14 protein-coding genes and 1 tRNA gene are annotated in these 24,845 nt (G+C 40.8%); 4 read left to right on the forward strand and 11 right to left on the reverse strand.

Annotation, left to right across the window (positions count from 1 at the left end; genetic code table 11):
* Nucleotides 1-89: 89 nt before the first annotated feature.
* The gene (locus J7E57_RS17225) at nucleotides 90-2,381 is read right to left on the reverse strand and encodes a multicopper oxidase domain-containing protein (protein WP_215131420.1); all 2,292 of its coding nucleotides are present in this window, start codon (nucleotides 2,379-2,381) and stop codon (nucleotides 90-92) included.
* Nucleotides 2,382-2,397: 16 nt separating this feature from the next.
* The gene (locus tag J7E57_RS17230; protein WP_215131421.1) at nucleotides 2,398-2,874 is read right to left on the reverse strand and encodes a DUF3347 domain-containing protein; all 477 of its coding nucleotides are present in this window, start codon (nucleotides 2,872-2,874) and stop codon (nucleotides 2,398-2,400) included.
* 656 nt (nucleotides 2,875-3,530) lie between these two features.
* On the opposite strand from J7E57_RS17230, the gene nth reads away from it, so the two are divergent.
* The gene (nth, locus tag J7E57_RS17235) at nucleotides 3,531-4,196 is read left to right on the forward strand and encodes an endonuclease III (RefSeq protein WP_215131422.1); all 666 of its coding nucleotides are present in this window, start codon (nucleotides 3,531-3,533) and stop codon (nucleotides 4,194-4,196) included.
* A gap of 135 nt (nucleotides 4,197-4,331) precedes the next feature.
* Nucleotides 4,332-5,345, forward strand: a complete 1,014-nt coding sequence (gene recA / locus J7E57_RS17240; protein WP_215131599.1) for a recombinase RecA — start codon at nucleotides 4,332-4,334, stop codon at nucleotides 5,343-5,345.
* Nucleotides 5,346-5,430: 85 nt separating this feature from the next.
* Here the strand turns inward: recA and J7E57_RS17245 are convergent, their stop codons facing one another.
* Entirely contained in the window at nucleotides 5,431-5,628 is a 198-nt protein-coding gene (locus J7E57_RS17245) for a hypothetical protein (RefSeq protein WP_215131423.1), read from the reverse strand.
* 296 nt (nucleotides 5,629-5,924) lie between these two features.
* Nucleotides 5,925-6,926, reverse strand: a complete 1,002-nt coding sequence (tsaD, locus tag J7E57_RS17250) for a tRNA (adenosine(37)-N6)-threonylcarbamoyltransferase complex transferase subunit TsaD (protein ID WP_215131425.1) — start codon at nucleotides 6,924-6,926, stop codon at nucleotides 5,925-5,927.
* Between the two features lie 74 nt (nucleotides 6,927-7,000).
* Between tsaD and J7E57_RS17255 the strand changes: the two genes are divergently transcribed.
* Nucleotides 7,001-11,431, forward strand: a complete 4,431-nt coding sequence (locus tag J7E57_RS17255) for a translocation/assembly module TamB domain-containing protein (RefSeq protein WP_215131427.1) — start codon at nucleotides 7,001-7,003, stop codon at nucleotides 11,429-11,431.
* Between the two features lie 1,284 nt (nucleotides 11,432-12,715).
* Here the strand turns inward: J7E57_RS17255 and J7E57_RS17260 are convergent.
* The 3 genes from J7E57_RS17260 to J7E57_RS17270 form a co-directional block, all read right to left on the reverse strand.
* On the reverse strand, nucleotides 12,716-13,927 hold the full coding sequence (locus J7E57_RS17260) for a bifunctional 3,4-dihydroxy-2-butanone-4-phosphate synthase/GTP cyclohydrolase II (RefSeq protein ID WP_131032157.1): 1,212 nt from the start codon (nucleotides 13,925-13,927) through the stop codon (nucleotides 12,716-12,718).
* Nucleotides 13,928-14,056: 129 nt separating this feature from the next.
* Entirely contained in the window at nucleotides 14,057-15,481 is a 1,425-nt protein-coding gene (locus J7E57_RS17265; protein ID WP_215131429.1) for an LptF/LptG family permease, read from the reverse strand.
* 29 nt (nucleotides 15,482-15,510) lie between these two features.
* Nucleotides 15,511-15,891 carry an START-like domain-containing protein gene (locus J7E57_RS17270; protein ID WP_029278206.1) on the reverse strand — a complete coding sequence of 127 codons (381 nt, stop codon included), beginning with the start codon at nucleotides 15,889-15,891 and terminating at the stop codon, nucleotides 15,511-15,513.
* 1,366 nt (nucleotides 15,892-17,257) lie between these two features.
* Here J7E57_RS17270 and J7E57_RS17275 point away from each other — a divergent pair.
* Nucleotides 17,258-17,331, forward strand: a tRNA-Met gene (locus J7E57_RS17275).
* A 631-nt stretch (nucleotides 17,332-17,962) separates the two neighbouring features.
* Here the strand turns inward: J7E57_RS17275 and J7E57_RS17280 are convergent.
* Genes J7E57_RS17280 through J7E57_RS17295 form a run of 4 tightly spaced genes read right to left on the reverse strand, consistent with a single transcriptional unit; the run spans nucleotide 17,963 to nucleotide 24,817 of the window.
* Nucleotides 17,963-18,523 carry a TlpA disulfide reductase family protein gene (locus J7E57_RS17280; protein WP_215166212.1) on the reverse strand — a complete coding sequence of 187 codons (561 nt, stop codon included), beginning with the start codon at nucleotides 18,521-18,523 and terminating at the stop codon, nucleotides 17,963-17,965.
* 2 nt (nucleotides 18,524-18,525) lie between these two features.
* Nucleotides 18,526-19,698, reverse strand: coding sequence for a DUF4369 domain-containing protein (locus J7E57_RS17285; RefSeq protein WP_215131433.1), 1,173 nt, complete (start codon nucleotides 19,696-19,698; stop codon nucleotides 18,526-18,528).
* Nucleotides 19,699-19,707: 9 nt separating this feature from the next.
* Entirely contained in the window at nucleotides 19,708-21,177 is a 1,470-nt protein-coding gene (locus J7E57_RS17290) for a RagB/SusD family nutrient uptake outer membrane protein (RefSeq protein ID WP_215131436.1), read from the reverse strand.
* Between the two features lie 7 nt (nucleotides 21,178-21,184).
* Nucleotides 21,185-24,817, reverse strand: a complete 3,633-nt coding sequence (locus J7E57_RS17295; RefSeq protein WP_215131437.1) for a SusC/RagA family TonB-linked outer membrane protein — start codon at nucleotides 24,815-24,817, stop codon at nucleotides 21,185-21,187.
* Nucleotides 24,818-24,845: the final 28 nt, after the last annotated feature.

Here is a 24,845-nt window from a genome sequence, read left to right on the forward strand (position 1 = left end):
TGGTGACTGACAAAATTCTAATGGTTTTTATTGCTAAATCCGACAAATACAAAACCATTAACCAAAATATCAGAGCAAAAAACACCAAATCAATAATTAAGCGTTAAGCCTGCGCCAAAGCCCATATCGCTATCATAATGGGCAGAAATACCCATGTATTTAGTCGTAATAAATTTAAGTCCGCCCATAAACTCTTTATCACTGTTTACCATAAAACTCGCCCTTAAGCGCTTAGAAATCGGTATATCTTCCCGCATTAGCTGCAAACGAACATTACCGTCGTGGTACACTTCTGCCTGCGCTACCACTAGCATGGGTAAGGTGTAGGCAAGCCCCACACTAAACATAGTTCTGTTATCCTTTGTGCTTTTTTGGCCAAAAATATTGCTTTCCTGTTCGCCAGCTTCCATTTTCCGGTACCGCCAGTCGAACCCCACAAAAGGCATTAGCCACTGCATCCGATCTACATATCGGCCAATGTGGGTTTCCGTTTCAAAGCCGTGCATTTTATTATAGCCTAAACGCCACTCGGCTCCAATACTCCAGCGCGTATTTGCCAACATAGCCATACCGTCGTTTCCGTTGCTGGCAAAATCATTTTCGGCCATGACATGAAACATCCTGTCATCGGCAAAAAGCTTTCGCTGTGCCAGTTTAGGGTTCGGAATTTCGGGGTTTAACGGCGAGTTTTCATAGCTGAAAATTTTACCCATCCCGCTCATCATGTGGTACAAAATATGGCAGTGAAAAAACCAATCGCCACTTTCTGAAGCGCTAAACTCAATGGTATCGCGTTCCATGGGCATAATATCGAGTACATTTTTTAAAGGGGCATAATCGCCCTGGCCATTAATTACCCTAAAATCGTGCCCATGCAAGTGCATAGGATGACGCATCATACTATTGTTATATAAAATAATCCGCAGGTTTTCGCCCTTTTTGATGAGGATTTTATCTTCTTCGGAAATGGTTTTATTATCCAAAGTCCAAACATAACGGTTCATGTTGCCCGTTAACTGAAACTCCATTTGCCGGATTGGCGCCTTAGGCAAAACTGTTTTTTCAGGCGAGCGCAACATATCGTAATTTAATGTTGTTATCGGTCCTTTCATACTATGGTCATTCCCCATATTATGGCCTTTATGTGCATCAGAAGCAACCGTATCCATCCCAGCATCATCCAGCTCTGCATACATTACGGCATTCATATCCATCACCTGGTTTTGCATTTTCATACCTTCCATCTGCACCAGATTACCGTTCATATCCATCATTTCGTTCATCATTTTCATGCCTTCGAAATATTTCAATTTGGGCATTTTTTGGGCCGGCACTTTTTGCCCACTACCCAGCCATAAGGAAGCAGATTTGGTACGGTCTTCGGGGGTTACCAAAAACTCGTAACTTTTATTTTCGGGGATGGTTACCATTACATCATAGGTTTCGGAAACGGCAATAACCAGCCGATCTACCTCTACAGGCGTTACATCATTACCATCATTGGCCACTACCGTTATTTTACCACCGGCATAAGTGAGCCAAAAATAGGTAGATGCCCCGCCGTTAGCAATGCGCAACCTTACCTTATCGCCTGCTTTGAGGTTGTTTGGTACCTGGTACTGATTTTTTCCATTTACTAAAAATGCTTCGTAGTACACATCACTCACATCCATGGCAGTCATCCGTTTCAGTTCGTTGGTGAGCTTGGTTCTAAAGTGCCCACTTTTTATGGCTTCGGCATAACTTTGTGTTGTACCTTTTTTTATCGCGAACCAATCGTTGGCATTGTGTAATCGCCGATCAACTTCGTGGGGCATCATATTGGTCCACTCACTTAAAACAATTGGGACAGTAGGAATTGCAGGCTCTTTTCTTTTATTCAAAATCATCGCGCCGTACATCCCAATTTGCTCCTGCAAGCCCGAATGGCTATGGTACCAATGGGTACCGTTCTGTATAATAGGGAAACGGTAAACATGGGTTTTATTGGGCTCAATAGGCATTTGGGTTAAATACGGAACCCCATCATATTGATTAGGCAGAAATACTCCGTGCCAATGCAACGAGGTTGACTCTTTTAGCCTGTTGTGTACATGTATTTCTGCTGTATCGCCCTCGGTAAAGGTTAGCGTTGGCATGGGTATTTGCCCATTCACCGCAATGGCTCTTTTAGGTTTTCCGCCAAAAGTTACCGTTGTATCGGCAACATATAAATCATAGCGCACAACCCCTGGCGATTTTTTGTTGCCTAAAGTTTCTACATCACTTGCTTTCTGGAGGGCTTTTTTGGGGGCAGCCGCTTTTACCTCGTTGTGCTGATGTTGGCCAAAAGCAAAACTACTGAGCAAAATACTAAGGCAACAAACTAAAATAAACTTCATTTTGTAGCGTGTGTTTTTATTTAAGTACTTCGGCAACCTTACCACAAGTTAACATTTTGTTACCATAATATGGATTTTTTATCGCCTCACCTTCACTTAACCAATAGCTTTTTTTCATCGGACAATAAGCGTAATAAATAGGCTTATCGTTAAGTTTTACCGCTTTTACCAGGGCATAAAAATCGGTTGATAAAGAAGTAAAATGATCTCTTTGATGTTCAATATCTTTACTTTCGGCAATGTGCCCGGCATCAAATAATATTTTATCACGCAATACTTTCGAAACGTTGGTTTTTTCATTAGCTTTTATCGCGTTAATTAATACAGCAGCCTTGGTGCCAGCCACGCTTGCATTGCTGCTAATTAAGGCATCTTTAACTTCGTAATACGCCTGCAAAGGGTTAACCGCTGCTGCTTTTTCCTGTGCTGATACACTGCCAACTACAATTAGTACAAGGACATTGATTGTCCAGAATTTAAGTAACCTTTTCATTTTGTGTTAAGTTAAATGTTATCAATATATTTCCCGATACCAGTTAGCGAGCTGTTTTTTTAATTTGCTTATGCAACCATAACAGGGCTTTATTATTATACAAAGCTAGCGGTATGGCCTTTCCGGATGTTACACTTTTACCGAAAATGTTTATATAATTATCGCTTGTAGTTGGGCCATGAGGTTGGCGTTAAGTGGTTGGGGGTGGATTGAGCGATTTAAACAATTACCTTTTATAAGTAAAGATCCTTCGACAAAGCTATCATTGACGTTATTTTGCAATTACCTACTAATAAGACATTTGCGACATTATACATTTCCATCCAGCTAGGCCACAGCACCGTATCCTCGTTCCACTTAAATCCGGCCTAACAAATTTTTCGGATTCTGCTGACCCAGCCACACCACTGACCTCTAAAGAAAAATTTTCAGCCGGTGTTTTTTGTTTCTTTTTGACATCAAAAAGAAAGAGCCTTTCGGCGGCGGTGAGCCGAGGCAAGAATGAGCCTCTGGGCAAAAAAGAATATGCGTCATTCAGATTCATTTTTATACAATAAATTATCCCTCAGGATGAAAATCGCAGCTTTATCTCTCCCATCTCCTCTTCTTCCATTATTTCCCATATTACATTTTCCATCTTTAACCTATATTTGCACATGCTTAAAAAAGAACGCTACAAACTTTTTGTAGAACATTTTTCGGCCAAGCAGCCTGATGCAGAAACCGAGTTAAATTATAACAATCCCTTTCAGCTTTTAGTAGCCGTAATCCTTTCTGCACAATGCACCGATAAAAGGGTAAATATGGTAACTCCTGCACTTTTTCAGCGCTTTCCCAATGCCAAAGCTTTAGCCGAAGCTACGCCTGATATTGTTTTCGATTACATCAGAAGCATTAGTTATCCCAATAATAAGGCAAAACACCTGGTGGGCATGGCTAATATTTTGCTCAACGAATTTAACGATGTGGTGCCTTCGGGGATTGACGATTTACAGAAAATGCCCGGTGTGGGCCGCAAAACCGCCAATGTAATTGCCTCAGTAATTTACAATGCACCAGCCATGGCGGTTGATACCCATGTTTTCCGTGTGGCCAACCGTTTGGGTTTAACTAACGGTAAAACCCCATTGGCGGTTGAAAAAGATTTAGTTAAAAATCTTCCCGAACACGATATCCATATTGCACACCACTGGCTTATTTTGCACGGACGTTACGTTTGCGTAGCCAGAAACCCCAAATGCGCTGTTTGCGAAATTACCTACATGTGCAGGTACTTCGAACGTTTAACCGCTCAAAACGAGAGAGATAAATTAAAAGCTTAAAAAATTATTTTCACTTTACTATTGACATTAGCTAGAAAACTTTTACCTTAGCTAAATATATTAGTATTTTAAATATCAACATTTAAGCATATTAGCCGATAATCGATTATATTTACGCCATCAATGAAAAAAGAAATGAGTACCGCAAATCCAGATAAATTAAAAGCCCTGCAACTTACTTTAGATAAACTAGAGAAATCATACGGTAAAGGCACCATCATGAAACTTGGCGATACCGCTATTGAGCCGATAGATTTTATTTCTACAGGATCAATCAGTTTAGATATTGCTTTAGGTATCGGCGGTGTGCCAAAAGGTCGTGTAATCGAAATTTATGGCCCGGAATCTTCTGGTAAAACAACTTTGGCTACACACATTATTGCCGAAGCACAGAAACAAGGTGGTATTGCAGCATTTATCGATGCAGAACATGCCTTTGATCAGTTTTATGCAAAAAAATTAGGCGTAGATACCGATAACCTTTTAATCTCTCAACCAGATAATGGTGAGCAGGCATTGGAAATTGCCGATAACCTGATCCGCTCTGGTGCGATTGATGTAATTGTAATTGACTCGGTTGCAGCTTTAGTTCCTAAAAGTGAAATTGAAGGCGAAATGGGCGACAGTAAAATGGGTTTACATGCCCGTTTAATGAGTCAGGCATTGCGTAAATTAACCGGAACGATTTCTAAAACCGGATGTTGCTGTATTTTCATTAACCAGTTGCGTGATAAAATTGGTGTAATGTTTGGTAACCCTGAAACCACAACAGGTGGTAATGCTTTGAAATTTTATGCATCGGTACGTTTAGATATCCGCCGTATTTCACAGATTAAAGATTCTGACGAAGTTTCTGGTAACCGTGTGAAAGTAAAAATCGTTAAAAACAAAGTAGCTCCACCTTTCCGTATTGCAGAATTTGATGTGATGTTCGGTGAAGGTATTTCTAAAAACGGAGAGATTGTTGATTTAGGTGTTGACTTCGGCATCATTAAAAAAGCAGGATCCTGGTACTCTTACGGAGATACCAAACTTGGCCAAGGTAGAGATGCCGTAAAACAATTGTTAAGCGATAACCCTGAACTTGCAGAAGAATTAGAAATTAAAATTAAAGCCGAAGTAACCGGCGAGAAATTGGCTGAGAAATAAACAAAGCTTAAATTTAAGTAAATATAAAAAGCGTCCTGTTAAAGATAATTTAGCAGGACGCTTTGTTTTATAATAGAAAGCGGTGTTAGTTCTGACTAAATACCGCGTTAAAATCTTTAGTTACATATACAATTACCAAAAGTGCAGCAATAACCAAAGCACCCAGGATAATTACTCCCCAACTCCCCTTCAGTTTGTTCTTATCATTTCTGATTAGCCAATATAAAATGCCAATTAGCGGTATCGCACAAACAATCCAAAATATTAACGATGCTCCAGTCATATGTAAAATTCAATTTAAACAATTATTCAGTTGGCAGTTTTCAGTGATCGGTTTTTTTTGCCGTACCTGCCTTGCCATTCGGTCAGGAAGCAACTATAACATGTAGATAAATCATGCGGTGCTATTTCCATCTTCCGCCATCCCTCTCGCGGTCGCCACTCGTTAAGCGGTCGTCATCTGCTAAGCGGTCGTCATCCTGAACTTGTTTCAGGATCTATTCAGTGAACTAAGCAGTCCGGACTCTATAGTCTGGAGTCCTTAGTCGGTTACACAAATGAATGACCAACGCCCCCCTCCTAAAACTCCATCCGCGCCATTGGCGAAACATCCTGTCCTACAAAATCCTGCTTTAGGTACTTCTGGTAGCCTGCTATGGCAATCATCCCTGCATTATCGGTACAGTATTGAAAGGCGGGGATATATACCTTCCAGCCCAGTTCGTCGGCTGTTTGCTGTAATCCATTTCTTAAACCAGAATTTGCCGAAACACCTCCTGCAATGGCAATTTCTTTAATTCCGTATTGTTCTGCTGCTTTCTTCAACTTGTTCAGCAAAATTTGTACAATACTATGCTGAACCGATGCACAAATATCATCTAAATTTTCGGCAATAAAATTAGGGTTCTCTTTTTCCTGCTTCCTGATAAAATACAGAATAGAAGTTTTAAAACCGCTAAAGCTAAAATTCAGATCGGCAATTTTTGGCTCGGCAAATTTAAAAGCCAAAGGATTTCCATGTTGTGCATGTTTATCAATCAGCGGTCCGCCAGGATAAGGCAAGGCCAGTAATTTAGCGGTTTTATCAAAAGCTTCGCCAGCAGCATCATCTAATGTTTCGCCAATAATTTCCATATCAAAGTAATCTTTTACCAGCACAATCTGTGTATGTCCGCCTGAAACAGTTAAACAGATAAAAGGGAAATTTGGCTTAGGATCATCAATAAAGTGCGCCAAGATGTGCGCATGCATGTGATTGACAGAAATTAAAGGTATATTTAAAGCTAATGCGAAAGATTTTGCAAAAGAAACACCAACCAGTAACGATCCTAAAAGGCCGGGGCCACGTGTAAAAGCGACAGCATTAATGTCCTGTTTTGTAACTTTAGCATTAATTAAAGCTTGTTGTACGGCAGGCACAATATTTTGTTGATGTACCCTTGAAGCTAATTCAGGTATAACACCACCATAATTTTGATGAATTGTTTGGTTTGCAATAACATTGGCAGTAATTTTGCCGTTGTTACAAATAGCAACGGATGTATCATCGCAAGAAGACTCAATAGCAAGTATAACAGACAAATTATTAATATTTAAGCTGCAAAATTATTAAAAAACTATTTAAAATACTCCTTTGGGTAATCGCATCAATAATCTTGCTGCTTGCGCTTCTTATTTTTTCGCTGCAATTTAAGCCTGTTCAAACTTATTTTGCGCAGAAGGCTGCCGCATATTTATCTAAAGAGCTTAATACTACCGTCTCCATCAAGAGTCTCTACATCAAGCCATTTAAATCTATTGTACTCGAAGATTTATTGGTTTTAGATTTACAAAAAGACACTTTACTAAGCACACCACAATTTATGGTGGATATTAATCAATTGTCCATTGATAAAAAGATCATTGATATCAATACCCTTCAAATTAACAATGGGCAGTTTTTCCTAAAGGATTTCAAAGATAAGTCTTCTAATCTCGATTTCATTATAAACTACTTCGATTCTGGTAAACCTACTGTAAAGAAAAAGAAAAGCAAACCGTACGATATTAATATTGGCCGCATTATTTTAAATAAATTCGCCTTCAGGTATATCAATTACAGGGCAAAAGATACCGTTCAGGGCAAAAGTGTAAACTTCGAAAATGTATCTGTTAAAGAGTTGAGCGGAATTTTTGAAGGGCTCGATACTAAAAACCATTTGATTAAAACCAATATCAAAAACCTAACTTTTAAAGAGCGCAGCGGATTTTACCTTAAAAACTTAACGGCTCAAACCACGATAGACAGTAATGCCATCGAGCTGAAAAACCTATTGCTCGAAACCAATCAGAGCCGTTTAACCGATTACTACCAGATGCGGTTTAAAAGTTATAAAGACTTTAACCACTATGTAGATAATGTGCGGATGAAGGCCATTTTTAAAGATAGCCACATCAGCTCAAGAGACGTTGCTTTTTTTGCGCCAGAAATGAACACCATGAAACTCGACCTGGATGTTGACGGCCAGATTACGGGTTTAGTGAATAACCTTAAAGCCAAAAAACTATCGTTAAAAACAGGAAAAGCTACACACATTAAAGGAGATTTTATTTTAAAAGGACTGCCGAAATGGAAAGAAACCTTTATGGACCTCAACATTGAAATGGCGGGCACGAATAAAACCGATCTGGATGAAGTGCTGGCAGGTATTACCAACAGCAAGAAAAAAATTGTTCCGGTAATTGTAAACAAATTTGGCAACATTAACTTTAACGGAAGTTTCACCGGTTTCCAGAACGACTTTATTGCTTATGGTGAATTTAAAACCAAACTTGGCCGTATTGTTTCGGATGTGAACATGAAAATCGATAAAAACGATGTTCCTTCCTATACAGGGAACGTAAAAAGCTACGATTTTAACCTTGGCAACCTGATTGACGAAAAAAGCCTTGGCCGTATCAGCTCTTCACTGTATGTTAAGGGCCGCGGCACGGAGCTTAAAGATTTGACTGAGAAGATAAACGGCGATGTAGACTATATCGACTTTAATAATTACCGTTACCACAATGTGAAGATCGACGGAACCTTTAACAAAAAGTATTTCGATGGCAAGCTGAGCATTAACGACCGTAACGTTAAACTGGTTTTTGATGGCGGAGTAAACCTGAATCCTAAACTGCCGGTATTTAACTTTAATGCCACTATTTCTAAAGCAAGATTAAAGGCTTTAAAGCTGGTGAAAGATTCGTTGCAGGTTGATGCTAAATTTACAACCAATTTCTCGGGTACTAACCTGAACAATATCTCAGGCAAATTATTAATAGAACAAATTAGGCTGCAAAATCCGAAGGGTATCTACAGTGTTGATTCGGTACAGTTAATGGCCGCCGGAACGGGTGCCAGCCGCGTACTGGATATCCGATCAGATATTTTAGATGCCAGTATTAAAGGTGAGTACGATTTAAATTCTATTGTTTCTTATTACAAAGCCATCGCCAAAACTTATATCCCTTCGTTAAAGGCCGATATTATCAAATACAAGAACCAGATTTTTCAGTTCAACCTCAAGGTTAAAAAGTTCGAACCGCTGGCACAGATATTTATCCCGGGTTTAGAATTAGAAGAAGGGGCTACATTAACCGGTGATTTCGATTCGCGCAACAATACCGCAACGCTGAACGGTTTTGTTAAGAAACTAAAATACAATGGTATTGTGGTAAACAATATCATCCTCGATGAAAATACCACCACACAGCAGCTTCAACTGATTGTAACTTCAGATCGGGTGCAGATTAACGACAGCTTGTTTATTAAAGATGTAAACATTTCCAACATCCTGCGGAACGACAGTTTGGCTTTCAACGTAAAAATGTCGAACGCCGAAGAGGACAATCAGCTCGATTTAAACGGCCTGGTAGAGTTTACCAAAAACCAGGATACTACGGCAAGGTTAAGCGTATTGCCCTCTATCTTAAAAATCAACAACGAAGAGTGGCGCATCCAGGAGAAGGTACGCATCGTGCTCAACAATGGTAAAACGGAGATCACTAATTTCGATTTAACCAACGGAAAGCAGCAGGTTATTATTGATGGATTAATTTCGGAAGACCCTAAAGATTTAATCAGTGTTGGCTTTAAAGATTTCAACTTAAAAACCCTGAACCCTTTTACCAAAGGTTTTGGTGTTAAACTGGGTGGAAACCTGAACGGAACAACCGATCTGTACGGCATATTAAAAGCACCGAGGGTTGCCGACGATTTAAAGATCGATTCATTAAACTTTAACGATATCTATATCGGTACTTTAACCGATACTTCATCATACAGTAACGAGAGCAAAAAGATCAACGTATTTACCCGCATTATGGCCGACGATTCGGAGACTTTTAAACTGACTGGAAATCTCGATTTAAAAGAAAAAGAAATCGACCTGGCTGTAAAAATGGACGAAAGCAAACTCACCATCCTTGAGCCTTTTGTTAAACAACTTGTATCGAATTTAAAGGGGAATATCTCGGCTGATTTAACCGTAAAGGGCAAATTAGAAAAACCTGAAATCAATGGAACCCTATCATTAGATAAAGGGCAACTGATGGTAAACTACCTTAAAACCACTTATGTAATTACCGATGATGTAGAAATAAACAATAGCGTAATTAAACTCGGCGATTTTGAACTTAAGGACCTGGAAGGTCATGAGGCTACCGCACGCGGTACCGTAGATTTGAACGACATCAATTACCCTACTTTGGATGTAACAGTAAACGCGAATAGCTTAATGGCCTTAAATACGACAGGCAAAGACAATTCGGTGTATTACGGCAGGGCTTACGGCACTGGTGTATTTAAGTTTACCGGGCCAACAAATAAAATGAAAATTGATATTAAGGCAAAAACTGAAAAAGGAACCGTTTTCAACCTGCCTTTAAACAGTTCGGAAACCATATCGGATAAAGATTTCATTAATTTTGTAAGCCGCGATTCGACCGTGCTGGTTAAGAAAAAGACCAACTTTGATGGCCTGACCTTAACCTTCAAATTAACCATCGACCCGAATACCACAGCCAATATTTATACAACACTGGGTAATTTAAGTGGCAAGGGTAATGCCGAGCTGAACTTAAACATCAACAGTTTCGGCGATTTCGAAATGTCTGGCGATTATATCATCGAAACCGGAAGTTTCGATTTTACGGCACAGGAGGTAATCAACAAAAAATTCGAGATCAGGCAAGGTGGCACCATCCGCTGGACGGGTAACCCTACAGCTGCACAGATTAACTTAAAAGCAGTGTACGCTTTGAGGGCGAGTTTAAACGACCTTTACAAAGCAGCCAACCGCGATGCCAGCAGTAATGCCAACCAAAGGGTAAATACTGAGGTTGAGATGGGTTTAACGGGTTTACTCTTAAAACCAGATATTAAACTTGACATTAACTTCCCTGCTCAGCCTTCTATCAAAGAAGAACTGCAAACCTATTTCAGCGATCAGAACAACCTGAACCTGCAGGCTTTCAGTTTAATCATCAGAAGAAGTTTTGCCCCTGGAAACGGAGGAGAATCGATCGGGAACCAGCTCAGCTCTACCGCAACCAGTACAGCTACCGAGTTGGTATTTAACCAGTTTAACAATGTACTTTCTTCATTAAATTTAAATTTTGTCGATCTGAATGTGCGCTCGTTGAGCGAGGCCAATGCATCGTTTAAATTCTTTAGCGATCGTTTAATTATTAATGCGGGCATTGTAGATCGAAACAGTGTGAATGATTTTACCGTTATCGATTTCTCTAAAGACAATGTGGGTAGAGAGGTCGAGGCCCTTTTCTTAATTAAAAAAGATGGAAGCTTAACCGTTAAGGCGGCAAATAAACCACCTACGCAACAAAGTATCTTCTTAAACAGCGGGATTAGCTCAACGGCAAACGTAACCTCTTTTGGTTTGGTTTATACCCAGCAGTTTGATACGTTTAAGGAGTTTATCCAGAAAATTTCCGGTGCTTACCGCCGAAACCTAAAGCGGAAACAAAGCCAGGCCCCTGTTAAAACGAATAAACCGATCAATAAAGAAGCGATTATCAATCAAAGTAAAGGGAATCAACGGAGGTAGAAGGGTTAGGGCTTAGTGTTGAGGGGTTAGTGGGCATTAGTTTATTGGTTCAATAGTCAATAGTTTATTGGTCATTGGTCCAGGTGTCATTCTTCCTCATACGTCATTGCGAGAAGGAACGACGAAGCAATCTTCTTTGATAGATTATGTATCATTTAGATCCAGACCACGAAGTAGCTATTAGGCCATTGAAAAAATATACACAACTAATAAAACAAGTTCAGGAGGATGAACGCCGTGGGAATGACGCAAGCAAAGAAACCATGCAGTGCTCAGCGAAGCTAATCAGCCCTATAGCATTACGATTCCCAATCAAGTTAGGAATGACGCATACATAAGAAATCAACTCGGATTATGGCGGTCGTCATTCCCGCGCAGGCCTATCGTGCGGACACTTCTTCTGTTAACTCTAAATATGTTTTTCTAGTACATTTCATCAAGGCGGTCGTCATGCTGTCCCGAATGTTCGGGATCAGCATCTTTCCAGCTATAAAAAGGCATTTATTTCGAAAAAACATTAATTAAGCAAACATTGGCTTTTCCGCTCTTTGCCGCGGGGCATGGTAGTTTTTCACAGATAGTGTTGTTTTTAGCGGTGTTCAAGAATGCTGCGCATTTTGGAGCGCCAAAGTACCCAAAGCGCTTTGTCAATCCGGCAATGTGGCTCCTCACCACCCACGCTCATCAAAAAACAGCGGCACTTCGTTTAATCAGTTTTTGTTTATGTTTTCTTTGGGCTAATTGAGCCCTTCGGGGTTTGTGTTCAATATTTCCTAAAACTTTAAATTAGCTTTATGAACACAAAACCACTGCGTTTTAGGTTTGGTAGTGCTATTTTGTTCTATTCTGCGCCTGTTTTGATTTCCTGCCACTTGGGATTGACGGGCGTTCTTCGGTAAAACCTGTGTATTATTAAAGTAGGCCAGCATAACGCCGAAAAACCCACACATATAAAGATGTGTCCACACGAAAGGCCTACGCGGGAATCTTAATGCCTATTGCATTCTAGTCTTCAATTAATTACTAGAACCACACACAACGTAGATCCTGACCACGATTAGCTATTAGACCGATGAAAACAATAAACACAACTAATAAAACAAGTCCGATAGCTATCGGATCAGGATGACGAACGCCCTGAGAATGATGCCCGATTTTGGACTAAACAAAAAGACCAACAGTCGAACACGTGTTCAACTGTTGGTCTTGTATAAGTTTTCAATTAGCAGTTTTCAGTTCTCACAATCCAAACTGTGAACTGCAGGCTGTTAACTGTCAACTGAATTATCCTTTCATAATCGAATGGCCCATTTTATCTCTTTTGGTGGTTAAATAACGTTCATTATGTACGTTACTTGCAATTTCTATAGGAATATTTTCGACCACTTCTAAGCCATAACCAATTAAACCTGCTCTTTTGGTTGGGTTATTACTCATTAAACGCATTTTAGTAACCCCTTCTGATCTCAGGATCTGCGCACCTACACCATAATCGCGTTCGTCGCCTTTAAAGCCTAATTTAATGTTCGCTTCTACCGTGTCGAAACCGGCATCCTGTAAGTTATACGAACGTAATTTATTAATCAGCCCGATACCTCTACCCTCTTGGTTCATGTATACAACTATACCTTTACCTTCTTTTTCGATCATTTCTAGTGCTTTGTGCAACTGTGGACCGCAATCGCAACGGCAGGAACCAAAGATATCGCCAGTTACACAAGAGCTGTGTACACGTGCTAAAATAGGTTCGTTGGCATTCCATTCGCCTTTAGAAATGGCTAAGTGCGTGGCATTGTTATCCAACTGGGTATAAGCCGTCATTTTAAAATCACCCCAAGCAGTAGGTAAATCGATGCTAACCTCTTGTTTAATCAAACTATCCATGGTTAAACGGTAAGCGATTAAATCTTCGATTGATATAATTTTTAACTGGTGCTGTTCGGCAATTTTAAATAAATCAGGGAGTCTGGCCATTTCGCCATCTTCTTTTAAGATCTCTACCAATAAACCTGCAGGTTTCATGCCGGCCAAACGCGCTAAATCTACCGCAGCCTCTGTATGACCAGCACGGCGGATTACGCCACCATCTTTTGCAATTAAAGGAAAAATATGTCCTGGTCTGCCCAACTCTTCGGGGTTGGTTTTAGGATTAACCAGGGCCAGCATAGTTTTAGAGCGGTCGCTTGCTGAGATCCCGGTGGTACAACCGTGTCCAACCAGATCTACGGAAACCGTAAAATTAGTTTCGTAAGCTGCCGTATTTTTACCCACCATCAGGTTCAAGTTTAACTCTTTACAACGTTCTTCTGTTAAGGGCGCACAGATTAAACCACGGCCGTAAGTAGCCATAAAATTGATGATCTCTGGCGTTGCATTTTCGGCTGCCGTTAAAAAATCACCTTCGTTCTCTCTATTCTCATCATCTACAACAATAATCACTTTACCAGCTTTTATATCTGCGATGGCCTCTTCTATTGTGTTTAATTTTGTTTGCATTTTATAAACATTATGGGGCAATGGCGTGTTAAAATCAATTTATACCACAAACAATAACCCGTACAAATGTACAACCTTATTGAGCAATATTTGGATTAAAATATCATCTGTAAGTAAAGGAAAAGACGCCTATTTTTCCTTCTTTTTAAACAGCTGAAGGAAGAACTGCTTGTAATAATTTACATCAAACAAGGCCGAATCTACTGTAGCTTTATAGGTTAAAAAGGCCGCCAGTGGCGATAAAACGATTACGGCAATCCACATCCCGAATATCGGGTTTAAATTACCTTCGCGGGCTGATTTTTCGGCCACTGTGGTAATAATGTGGTATACAAGAAAGAAACAAATGGCCACCACTACCGGTAAACCCATTCCCCCTTTTCTGATAATCGCACCTAATGGAGCACCAATAAAAAACAACAGGATACAAGATGCAGCCAGGGTAAATTTACGCTGGTACTCTACCGTGGTAAAAATAATTTCGCCGGTTAAATCGGTTTGACGTGGCCCCCAGTTAGGCACATGCTGCATAATATTCGCCACGGTATTGGTTGCATTATCTAGGGCCAGTTTCCGCGATCCGTTAGGGATACTCTTCAGTATTACATCATCAATCTTTTTCGGTACGGCTTTTACTTTGGTATAACCCTTGGTAACATTAAACTGTTTAAAGTTGCTGGTGAGGTTGGCAATGGTTCGCATTTGCAGCGTATCCAATTGCTTGGTCAGCGAGTCGCGCTTTTTAACGATCCCTTTCAGGTTTAACATGGGCGTGCTGTTTCCAAAAGCATTAGGATCGGTGGTATTTCCATCAAAAGACGACATATCGAAACGCGGTGAGGTTTCTTTAAAACGGTTCCGCGTAAAAATCTGCCTTGGGTTGTACATGCCGTTTTTCGAAGCCTGCTCTTCGTATTGCACACCATTTTTAAGGTAAAGCACCAAAAACTTACCATCGGCTGTTTTATTCATTTTACCCTCTCTGGCCAGAATTACCTTCGGAATTCCGTTATTTTCACGGTGATCGTAAATCATGATATTGTGTAGCGTACCGTCTTCCTCTTTCGAATCGACACGGATGGCATAACCTGGAATGGCATTGTTAAAAACGCCTGGTTTAATTAAAAATGAAAGTTTTTTGTTCCTGATATCGTACAGTAGCGAACCAAATTTGAGGTTGGCTTTGGGCAGCATATAGTTGGCAAAAAAGAAGGAGGCTATAGTGAGCATCAAAATCACCACAAACAAGGGGCGCATGGCTTTCTGTAAAGAAATCCCCGCCGATTTAATAGCCACCAGCTCATAATTCTCGCCCAGCGTACCAAAAGTCATGATGGACGAAAGCAGTACCGATAGCGGTAGCGCCATAGATACGTTGGCAGCCGAGGCGTAATACATCAGCTCCAGAATGGTGTACCATTCGAAACCTTTTCCGATTAAATCATCAATCCATTTAAACAGAAAAAACATCAATAGAATAAACATCATAACAAAAAATGTTGCTATGAATGGCTTCACAAATGCTTTTATTAATAGAAGATGTATTTTTTTCACCCTACAAAGGTAAACAATACGAAGGTAATTTATGCACCCAAAACGCTAATCAGATAATCGATCTGGTTATCCCAGATTAATTTTTTCTCTGCAAGAAGCTCATCGGTTGTAAAATCAGTAATCGAGAGGGCAACATCATTGGTTAGTTCATCCTGTACAATTTCCATCTCAAAATAACATTGAGGTTCATCATCCAGCCACTTAAATTTAACCAGCTTATTTTCTTTAATGGAAACCAGTTTTGCTTTCTGCTGCTCATCATCCCAGGTAAAAGTATATACCTGATCGCGAAAATTCACATCGTCCGCAAACCATTGCGACAAGCCGTTTGGCTCACTAATAAAACTATACAATATTCTTGGTGACGATCTAACTTCGTACTCTAGTGTAAATTTTTTCTTTTCTGCCATGTTAGTACACTACCAGGATAATTTCCGGACTATTTTTTAATATTATTTTTCTAAAGAAAGGTAATTTATTCTATATCTGCAACAATATAATTTTTATTGGTTCCAGGTGCGGGTTCAGTGGTACATTCGCCATTGGCTCATTGCTTACTGGTGTAATAGCTCATTGGTCATTGGTTCATTAGTTAATGGTCATTCCCCTCGTTATTTCATGCCAGAAGGCTATTTTGACGACGAACGCAGGGCGGGTAGTTGATTAATCGGCTCTTAATTTCTGCTCAACATCCGCAATACTGACTAATAAAGAAAATCCAATGCCTGTATGCATTATAGGATTAAGAAAAAGATGCTGCGTAGCTGACCACTTTGTGAGGATAAAGAATACCATTAAATCTGTTATAAAAGTGGGCGTACAGGTCTTTCACCATATAAGCAATTTTAGTCCATTTAAGTCTTCGATTGAACTTATATGAACCTTATATGTCTTTATGGTTAAGAAAGGCGGGTAATTGTTGAAATCTGTTAACTGACTTCGAATAAAGACTTCGGTTAATGGTTTAAGTTGGTTAATTGGCTTCTGTATAGAATAAGTATAATAATATAAGTTACATGCCAGTTGCAGTTACCAGACACCACATCAAACACATGCCATCAAAAAAAATTAAAGTATTGTAAACAAATGGCAGTAATAAAACTAACTTGTAAACAACAGCCAGTAAAATCAAATTAATGGTAAACAATCAGCAGTAATTAAACCTTCTTATTGTAAACTTATTTCAGTACAGGACAGGCAAAATGTTGTTTACCTTTCTCTACCCCCTTGTTTACCTTTCTCTACCTATTCTTTACCCTTTGTTTACCACTTGTTTACCCTTTCTGTACACCAAGTTAACCCCAGGGATACCCCAGGATTACCTTTTCTTTACCCTGGCGTTACCAAATTTATTACCTAAAAGGTAAAGGATTCGCGAATATCAGCTATGGCAAAAGTTACCTTGGGGATGACTTGGTAGCACCAGGGGGTAATCAATCTTTGAAACCATCAATTTTATGAGCACAAATGGCCAGCTGAAATATCTTCGTACATGCCGTAAGCAATAGACTTAATCATATGCTAAGACCAGGAATGCGGTTAATTCTGCGGTATCCGTCGAAATGCGGTGCTTTATATGTTATTAATTTCTAAAAACAGGCTCCCTTAAGGTCTAAAATGACTATTATAGTCTCTTAAAAACAATCAAATTTACTGAGCAATAAGGCTTTAAGTATTTTTCACATTTCTTTTTAATAGAATGTATATTTATCCTATATTTGCAGCTCTTAAAAATAACCACATCGATATTTACGTTATTTAGTAAATATTAAGCCCGGCGGGGTAGCTCAGATGGTTAGAGCGCAGGATTCATAACCCTGAGGTCGGCAGTTCGATCCTGCTCCCCGCTACTGATTAAAAGCTCATCGAAAGATGGGCTTTTTTTGTTTAAGGGGGATTAGGCGTGTATTTATACAGTAATAACTACACGTATTTAATTTAATTGAACTAATATACTTAAGGATTTCGGCAATAGTGGACAGTAGATTCCGTTCCAAACTGTAGCCCAGTAGATTAGCCCGACTTTGAGCAGAATATCTTGAGAAGAATCCCAAATATATCCATTCCTATCAAAACCATCGCAACAGAAATTTTGGCAACACTCTGTTTCCCATCCGCACAAAACTTCACTCCACAGCATCCCGATATGATTATCCAGCCAATAAAGCTGTTCTAGGGCAGCATTACATCCAAAATCCACAGATAAAAAACTCCAGCAACACCCTTTCTAAAAAAAACCTTTTTTAAGCGCTTTAGCGCTCCACTAAAGCTGCCTTGAACACAAAAGCAACCTTATTGATCCAAATGGCTTTAAATAAGCCTTAAAGCCATTTAAAATTAGGCGAGTGATCAATAATTAAGCGGAATTAGTGGTCATTTTGCTGAAAAACAAGTGGCCACTTTTGGAATAAATCCTCAACCAGCCCAGAAAATGCTACTGGCAACCAGAACGGTTACCAGTAGCAAAAATCAGGAAATATTTTAATTTGTAATTGATTTTTTTGCTTTTTCGATACTGAAATCGCCCTTGATCAGCATCTCAATAACAGCTTCGTTGATCATGTCTGGAGAGGTTTGCCAAAGCAACTTGTTTCCCTTTATCACGAAGGTTTCGGGTATAGCGCTCACCCCTGCTGGCTTAATCCATTCCTGTTCAAAGTCACTTCCCTTTCCGCCACCGAAAGCAACATCAAAGCCCATCATTTTATCATTTGCTTTTACAAAATCCAATACTTTTTGCCTGTCGCCTTCCATCACATCTTGCGCTATAAATACTACTCCCCGGTTTTTAAACTTTGATGCCATCGCGTTAAAATGAGGCATAGCGGCAATACAGGGCTTGCACCATGTGGCCCAAAGATCTATAATGTATATTTTCGAAGGATCAAACTTACTGATGGCATTTCCTTTAATCCATTCCACCTTCGGATAGGTATTAATGGTGTCTCCAACATCAAGGTATTCCCGTTTGGGAGTTTGCGCATACATACTCATGATAGTAGTTGCCATAAACGCAATTATTAATATTACTTTTCTTTTCATTTTTATTTTATTAACTGTGCAAGTTCCTGCGCTAAACCCGTATCATTTAATTTGAGCTGGCTGGCCAGTATCTTACCGTCCTCACCAATAAGGAGTGCATTAGGCAAGGTATAGTATGTCAAACCGTAAGCTTTTGCCGTTGAACTCACACTTCCCGCGTTGTTCACACCACCAATATCATTCAGGTTCATCCAGTTGAAATTGGATCTATTTATCGTTTCCATCCAATATGAATCCGGCCTGTCGGCATAGCCGTAGTAAACCGTTACCATTACCGTATTTTTGTCTTTCAAGGCCCTATTAATACGGCCGAGGTTAAATGTAAAAGCATCATAGTTCATAAAATCCGGTGCATAGAAGCAAACGAATACATTCTTTCCACGAAGTGAGGAAAGAGAAACCTCATTCCCTGCTGTGTCCTTAAGCTTGAACTCGGGTGCTAGCTGTCCTGGAGCCAGTTTTTTTGCCAGGTCAAACTTAGCTTGGATTTCTTTACCTGCAAAGGTATTTTTAACCTCCGAACTGAACCTTTTGAACTCTGGCTCAAAGTTAGAACGAAGGGTTCCCCGATGTTTTGATCTCCAGATGTCAAGGGAGAGAAAGCTGTTAGGGTTATCCTTAATGAAATTGCTATCAATTTTCCCTGTTTTGGCGAATTCTGCATTCATCTCCAGTCTGGCAGCATCCATTGCTTTATTATCTCCTTTTTCCTTATAACCGGCGATCAATGTATTCAGGGAATCAACACGGGCCTGCACCGGCTTGTAAAGCTCAAACCTTCTCTGATAATCGGTCTGTGTTTTCCCGCCTTTGATTACAGCTGTTTTTGCGCCCGCAGATCCGGTAATCAAGATTTCTCCTGCATCGATGAAGAAGTCGCGAACATCAAGGCTCTTTACATTTTGCATGGTAGTCATGGCAGGCGGATCTACACTGATCCGTGCATAGGCCGGATCTCCGATCAGCCCCTTGAAAGTAAATTTACCCATTTCAGCTTTGGTGGAATCTTCTACACTTACGCCATTGTTCTTATAGGATAGCAAGACTTTTTTACCATTAATCTCTGGCGAAAGCTGCCCTTTGATGGTGAATTTGTTCTGTGAAAAGGAAGCTACTGAAAACAGCAGCAAACTTAAGGTAATCGCTAAGCGTATATTGATTTTTAAAATATTCATGATCTTTATTTAAGGGTTATTAGTAAAGCCCGGATTGGCATTCATTACGATTGGTGGGAGCCGAAGCGTAAGCCTTTCCTTAGGCAGGTTAAAACTGGTAATATTGGTAGAAGTCTCGTCATTATAAATGATATGAGAGAATGTCTCGCCCGAGAAAATCGGATCAATTGAGCATCGTCGCATATCGAACCATCGGTATCCTTCCATTGCGAATTCCCTTGTACGCTCCTGGAAGATAAACCTTATCAGTGACTCTTTACTGGAAGCAGCCTGAGCGGGAACACTGGCAACATTTACAGGCATACGGTTTCTGCGCAGCAGCTCCAGATCAGAAACTGCGGCTGCAAGGTTATTTAACCTCGCATTTGCTTCTGCCCTTAGCAGGTATAATTCGGCCAACTGTAATCCAAACTTTGAATAATTAACTGAATATTTTGATAGCCTGCCTGAAGGGTTAGGTGTAGAATACGGAAAAAAAGCGCCATAAAAATTCAGCCTCAAATCACCTGGAGCAAACAGTGCCTGTGCCTTCGGAGATAGTACAAGAAAGTCATTCCCAAACTCGTTTCCGCTGTAGGGCCCATTGTAAAATGTTTTCGCCAGCACTGATTCTGTCACGTCGTCATAGTTTATCCCAGGAGAATTATTCGGGCCATTGTAGCCAATTGGATCAAACTTCCCGCCCGAAGCAAATTCCACATTATAATCGTAGAGCTTAGCAGGCCCGGCCTGGGCGGCAGCATCAGTCAAAGCGGTATTAAACATGGCCAGGGCCTCCGCATTTCTACCCATGTAGAGATAAACCTTAGCCAGCATACCTTCCGCGGCAGGCTTTGAAAAACGCTGGGCGAATTTATTGTTCTGGGGCAGGGTACTGATAGCGTCGTTGAAATCCTGAATGATAAAAGCATAAACTTCAGCAACACTGTTTCTGGTGTGTCCACTTAAATTGATATCGGCTTTCTGGATGATCGGAAATCCGGGATCCTGTGCAGCGGTAACGGGATTGTAAGGCTTTGCATATATATTGATAAGCTGAAAATAAATCCATGCCCGGTTAGCCAGCGCTTCAGCTTTCAATGCGAGCTTCTGTACGGCGCTCCCCCCCGTAGATTCATCGATCTCGTTGATCACCTTATTTACCGTATACAGGTTACTTGTGTAAGCTTTGAAATCGAAGGTATTATCCTGAGCCCTGAATATATCTGCCTTATAATTGAATGCATTCTGGCTCATCGGTGAAGCTGATGAGAAGTAACTGCCTTCCGCAGCTACATCGTCTCCCATGAGCACCATCGATTGCCAGCCCCCGGCAAATGAGTAGAAATAAAGATCCGGAGCGTTCATGATCTTTTCATAGTCGTCCGTTGTCGTGGCAACTAACTGTCCCTTGGGCACTACCTCAAGGAAAGATTTTTTACACCCTGCTACAGAAACCAACAACAGCAGGAAAGATAAATATTGATATATTTTCATCATCTTAAGATTAAAAGGTAAGGTTTGCACCGAAACTAAAACTGTGCTTAAAGGCAGGCATATTTCGTCCTCCCTGATTGAAAGATTGGTATTCAGGATCTATACCGAAATCATTTGCTTTCCACATCATGAAGTTTCCGGTCTGTGCAAAAAGCGATAAAGACGCTACATGCAGGCGGTTCAATAATTTTGGTCCCACCATGTAATTCAGCGTAACATCTCTGAGTTTGATATAAGACGCGCTCACCACATTGATATCAGCATAGGTATAGTAATCAATATTTCTCCTGCTCACATTTACTCCTGCACTGGCCACATACGAAGGGATATTGGTTAGCAGTTCATCCCCCGGTTTTTTCCATCTCTCCAAAAAATCCGGGCTCAGGTTACCTCCAAAACTACCTGTGCCGTAATCGATGCGTCCATAAAAATAACGGTTAACATCCCGTCTCATCACATTGCCGAAATTATAGATCATGTTTGCGGTAAGTGAAAGGTTTTTGTATCGGAAAGTATTACTCAGCCCACCGTTAAATTTTGGAATAGTGGTACCCATATAAATCAGATCATCGGCCGTAGCAACATCAGGATCCTTGGTTATGGTTCCATTTGCCAAACGGATTTGCGGATCGCCAAGTGCATCCAGTCCGGCAAACTGATAGGCAAACAAGGGTTGTATGCCGTAGCCAACCACATAATTACTATTAATTCTACTATTGGTTGTAAGCTGAGTAGGTTGGGGAGTTGAATAATTCAGCAAGCGATTTCTGTTCATACTAAATGTTAGCCCTGTAGTCCAGCTAAAATCTTTTAGCTGGAAATTTCTCGAATTCAAGGTAACTTCCAGTCCGCGGTTGGTCATGTTTCCAAGATTACCACGAATAATAGATGCGCCGTTGACCGGATTGAGATCTACCTGCCCAAGAATATCAGTGGTTTTCTTATTATACAAATCAATACTTCCGCTAATCGCGTTCCGCAGCACACTAAAATCAACCCCAATATTAACCGTCGCCGTTTTTTCAAAAGTAAGCTGATTATTGGCCAGCCCTATCAGGGAGTAGTAGTCTCCAGTTACATTGTTACGGCCAATCTGAATCACATCTCTTGATGAACCTGCACCGATGAATGGCGAATTACCAGTAACGCCATACGTGGTGCGAAGCGCCAGATTATTGATCCAGGTACTCTTTTCGAGGAAGTTTTCCTTACTGATCAGCCATTTCGTGCCCACGCTGAACGTGGGTTTACGTTGCTTGCCTTTTTCGGAACCAAACAGATTGCTGTAATCTCTCCTGATGCTGGCATCCAGCATGTACTTTTCGTTCAGGGTGTAATTAAACAATCCGAAAAAGGATTCATTCCGGTTAAGTTGCTCAAAAGTCTCAAATGGTTTTTCGTTAAAAGTACTTCTAAAGGACGATACGGCCCCAAAGATTCCCTGGCTCAGGGCCAAATAATTAAGGCTCGCAGAAGTCAGCAGGTCAAGATCATAACCCCGGGCAATAGTTGTCCTGTTGGTAGCAAGCTGCTCGAGGGCTTCATGGCCGATCTGAACATTGAGCCTGTCCCGTCCGTCCCTAAGCCCAATATTGTAAATCAGCTGGTTTCGCAGTGTATAGTTTCGCTGATCAATATTCACTGTTTTATAGGTTCCTCCCGAAGTTGGTAAATAGTATACGGGAACATCATTTGCAGTCCTTGCAACAGTAAAGCCCAGCAGCTCCCTTCGCAGGTCGTAGGTTTTGCTATCATTATAAAGCTGGCTGGTGGAGGGTGCTTTTTGATAGCTGTATGTACCATCAAAGCTAAGTCCTCTCCATATTTTTAAATTCACATTCCCGGTGAGGTTCACCGAGAGGGTATTCCCTTTTGTAAATCCCATATTGACTTCGTCCAAGGGCGAATAATCAAGATTGATCCGGCTTCTGGTCTGGTAATCTTTTCTTACCTCCGGCGAAAGCCCCTGAACATAATTCATTTGCAAGTTGTTTCCTGCATCATTTTGGAAGAGCTGATAAGGAACAAAATTGCTTCCGATTACAATACTTTTGTCGCTATTGGTTATGGTATTGTTTAATGCGGTGTTCAGACTGATCCGAAGCCTGCTGATGGGCATAAAAGTCTGGTTGATGTTTAACCGATATGCGCCATTCTGATCTCCCGGATGGCTACTGGTGGTGTTGGTATAAGAACCAGAAGCATAGAAACTGTAGGCTGATGTCCCGCCCGAGGCAGAAAGCGTATGGTTGGTGGTGAAAGCATTCCGAAACAGCAAATCCCGTATCTGATCTTTGTTACTGATATTGATCAGGCTATCCAGACTGCGCTGTGCCTGAGCCGCAGTGACCAAACCCCGGTTCTGGTTATAGAGGATTTGTTCGTGTGGTGCGATTACCGAGGTACCAATGGCTGCATATGGAAAAGCAGCAGGATTAAACAGCTCTTTTGCCGTTTGTATGTATTGTGCACTGTTCATCATGGGAACATAATCGAGATCCGGTTTGCCGAAGAGAGATATATTTCCTGAATAGCTGATTTTTATGGGTTTGCCCGTAGATCCCTTCTTAGTTGTAATTACGATTACGCCGTTTGAAGCCCTTACGCCCCATATGGAAGCTGCAGATGCATCTTTCAATACCGAAATATCCTGAACGTCATCCGGATTGATCACTGACAGGTCAGTCACTGGCACGCCGTTCACAACGTAAAGGGGATCGAAATTTGCCTGAATAGTCGATCTACCCCTGATGATACTTTGTTGGGTGTTTCCACCCCCAAACTGTCTGTTTCCTGTCACACCTTTCGGCCCGGCAATTACCGTCACTCCGGCAACTAAACCGTCCAGCCTGGAAACCAGATCTTGAGTGGCCACCCTGTTCTGATAAATCTGCATATCAGGTTTGCCGAAAGATCCCGTCGCCCTTTCACGGGATAGGGTTTGGTAACCGGTAGAAACAACAGAAACCTCATCTATCGTATTGATTTGCTGACTCATCATGACTACAATTTCGGACGACGATTTAACCGTAAGTGTATCCGATCTGTAACCGACATAGGAAACCACAACAGTTGCATCCCGCGGAATCCTCGAAAACACAAACTCACCGTTTGTATCGGTAAAACCCATCAAACCTGCCTCTTTTGAGGTTACGCTGGCGCTGGGCAACACCCCACCTTTTTGGTCCTGTACCCGGATTTTAAGATTGATCAAAAAAGCTTTGTTTTCTACTTTAACCCGGTTAACTACAACGATGATCCTGTTTTCTATTGTATAATCGAAAGGCTGACCGCGAAAACATTCATCCAGAACTTCTTTTAAACCGGCATCCTTAACCTGGATGGTTACCCGTTTTGACCTGCCGATCTGCTCACGGTTAATCACAAAATCAAATCCGGACTGCTTGCGGATATCCCTTAGCACCTCACTCAGGGGAGCATCTTTTTTTGATAAGCTGATGCGCTCGTTCTGAGCAAAAGACCGGGCCGGAAACAGCAGAAAAAAGAAAAGTAAATAATATAGCCCCGGCGGAAAATATTTCCGGGCTATCCGTGCGTCCTGAGGGATCTTCCCGAAAAGGGAACCTGACTTACGGACATGATTAGTTGGATCATATCCATTTGCATGGTATTTTTTATACATTTGTTTGGTTGGTTTTAGTTGATAATAG

The sequence above is a fragment of the Pedobacter sp. ISL-64 genome, assembly GCF_018613605.1.
Classification (GTDB): Bacteria; Bacteroidota; Bacteroidia; order Sphingobacteriales; family Sphingobacteriaceae; genus Pedobacter.

Excerpts from the sequence above, each read along its gene's own strand:
- J7E57_RS17230 (WP_215131421.1), bottom strand. The coding sequence starts at position 2,874 with ATGAAAAGGTTACTTAAATTCTGGACAATCAATGTCCTTGTACTAATT.
- J7E57_RS17295 (WP_215131437.1), bottom strand. The coding sequence starts at position 24,817 with ATGTATAAAAAATACCATGCAAATGGATATGATCCAACTAATCATGTC.
- J7E57_RS17245 (WP_215131423.1), bottom strand. The coding sequence starts at position 5,628 with ATGACTGGAGCATCGTTAATATTTTGGATTGTTTGTGCGATACCGCTA.
- J7E57_RS17260 (WP_131032157.1), bottom strand. The coding sequence starts at position 13,927 with ATGCAAACAAAATTAAACACAATAGAAGAGGCCATCGCAGATATAAAA.
- J7E57_RS17280 (WP_215166212.1), bottom strand. The coding sequence starts at position 18,523 with ATGAAAAGAAAAGTAATATTAATAATTGCGTTTATGGCAACTACTATC.
- recA (WP_215131599.1), top strand. The coding sequence starts at position 4,332 with ATGAGTACCGCAAATCCAGATAAATTAAAAGCCCTGCAACTTACTTTA.
- J7E57_RS17270 (WP_029278206.1), bottom strand. The coding sequence starts at position 15,891 with ATGGCAGAAAAGAAAAAATTTACACTAGAGTACGAAGTTAGATCGTCA.
- nth (WP_215131422.1), top strand. The coding sequence starts at position 3,531 with ATGCTTAAAAAAGAACGCTACAAACTTTTTGTAGAACATTTTTCGGCC.
- J7E57_RS17285 (WP_215131433.1), bottom strand. The coding sequence starts at position 19,698 with ATGAATATTTTAAAAATCAATATACGCTTAGCGATTACCTTAAGTTTG.
- J7E57_RS17225 (WP_215131420.1), bottom strand. The coding sequence starts at position 2,381 with ATGAAGTTTATTTTAGTTTGTTGCCTTAGTATTTTGCTCAGTAGTTTT.
- J7E57_RS17290 (WP_215131436.1), bottom strand. The coding sequence starts at position 21,177 with ATGATGAAAATATATCAATATTTATCTTTCCTGCTGTTGTTGGTTTCT.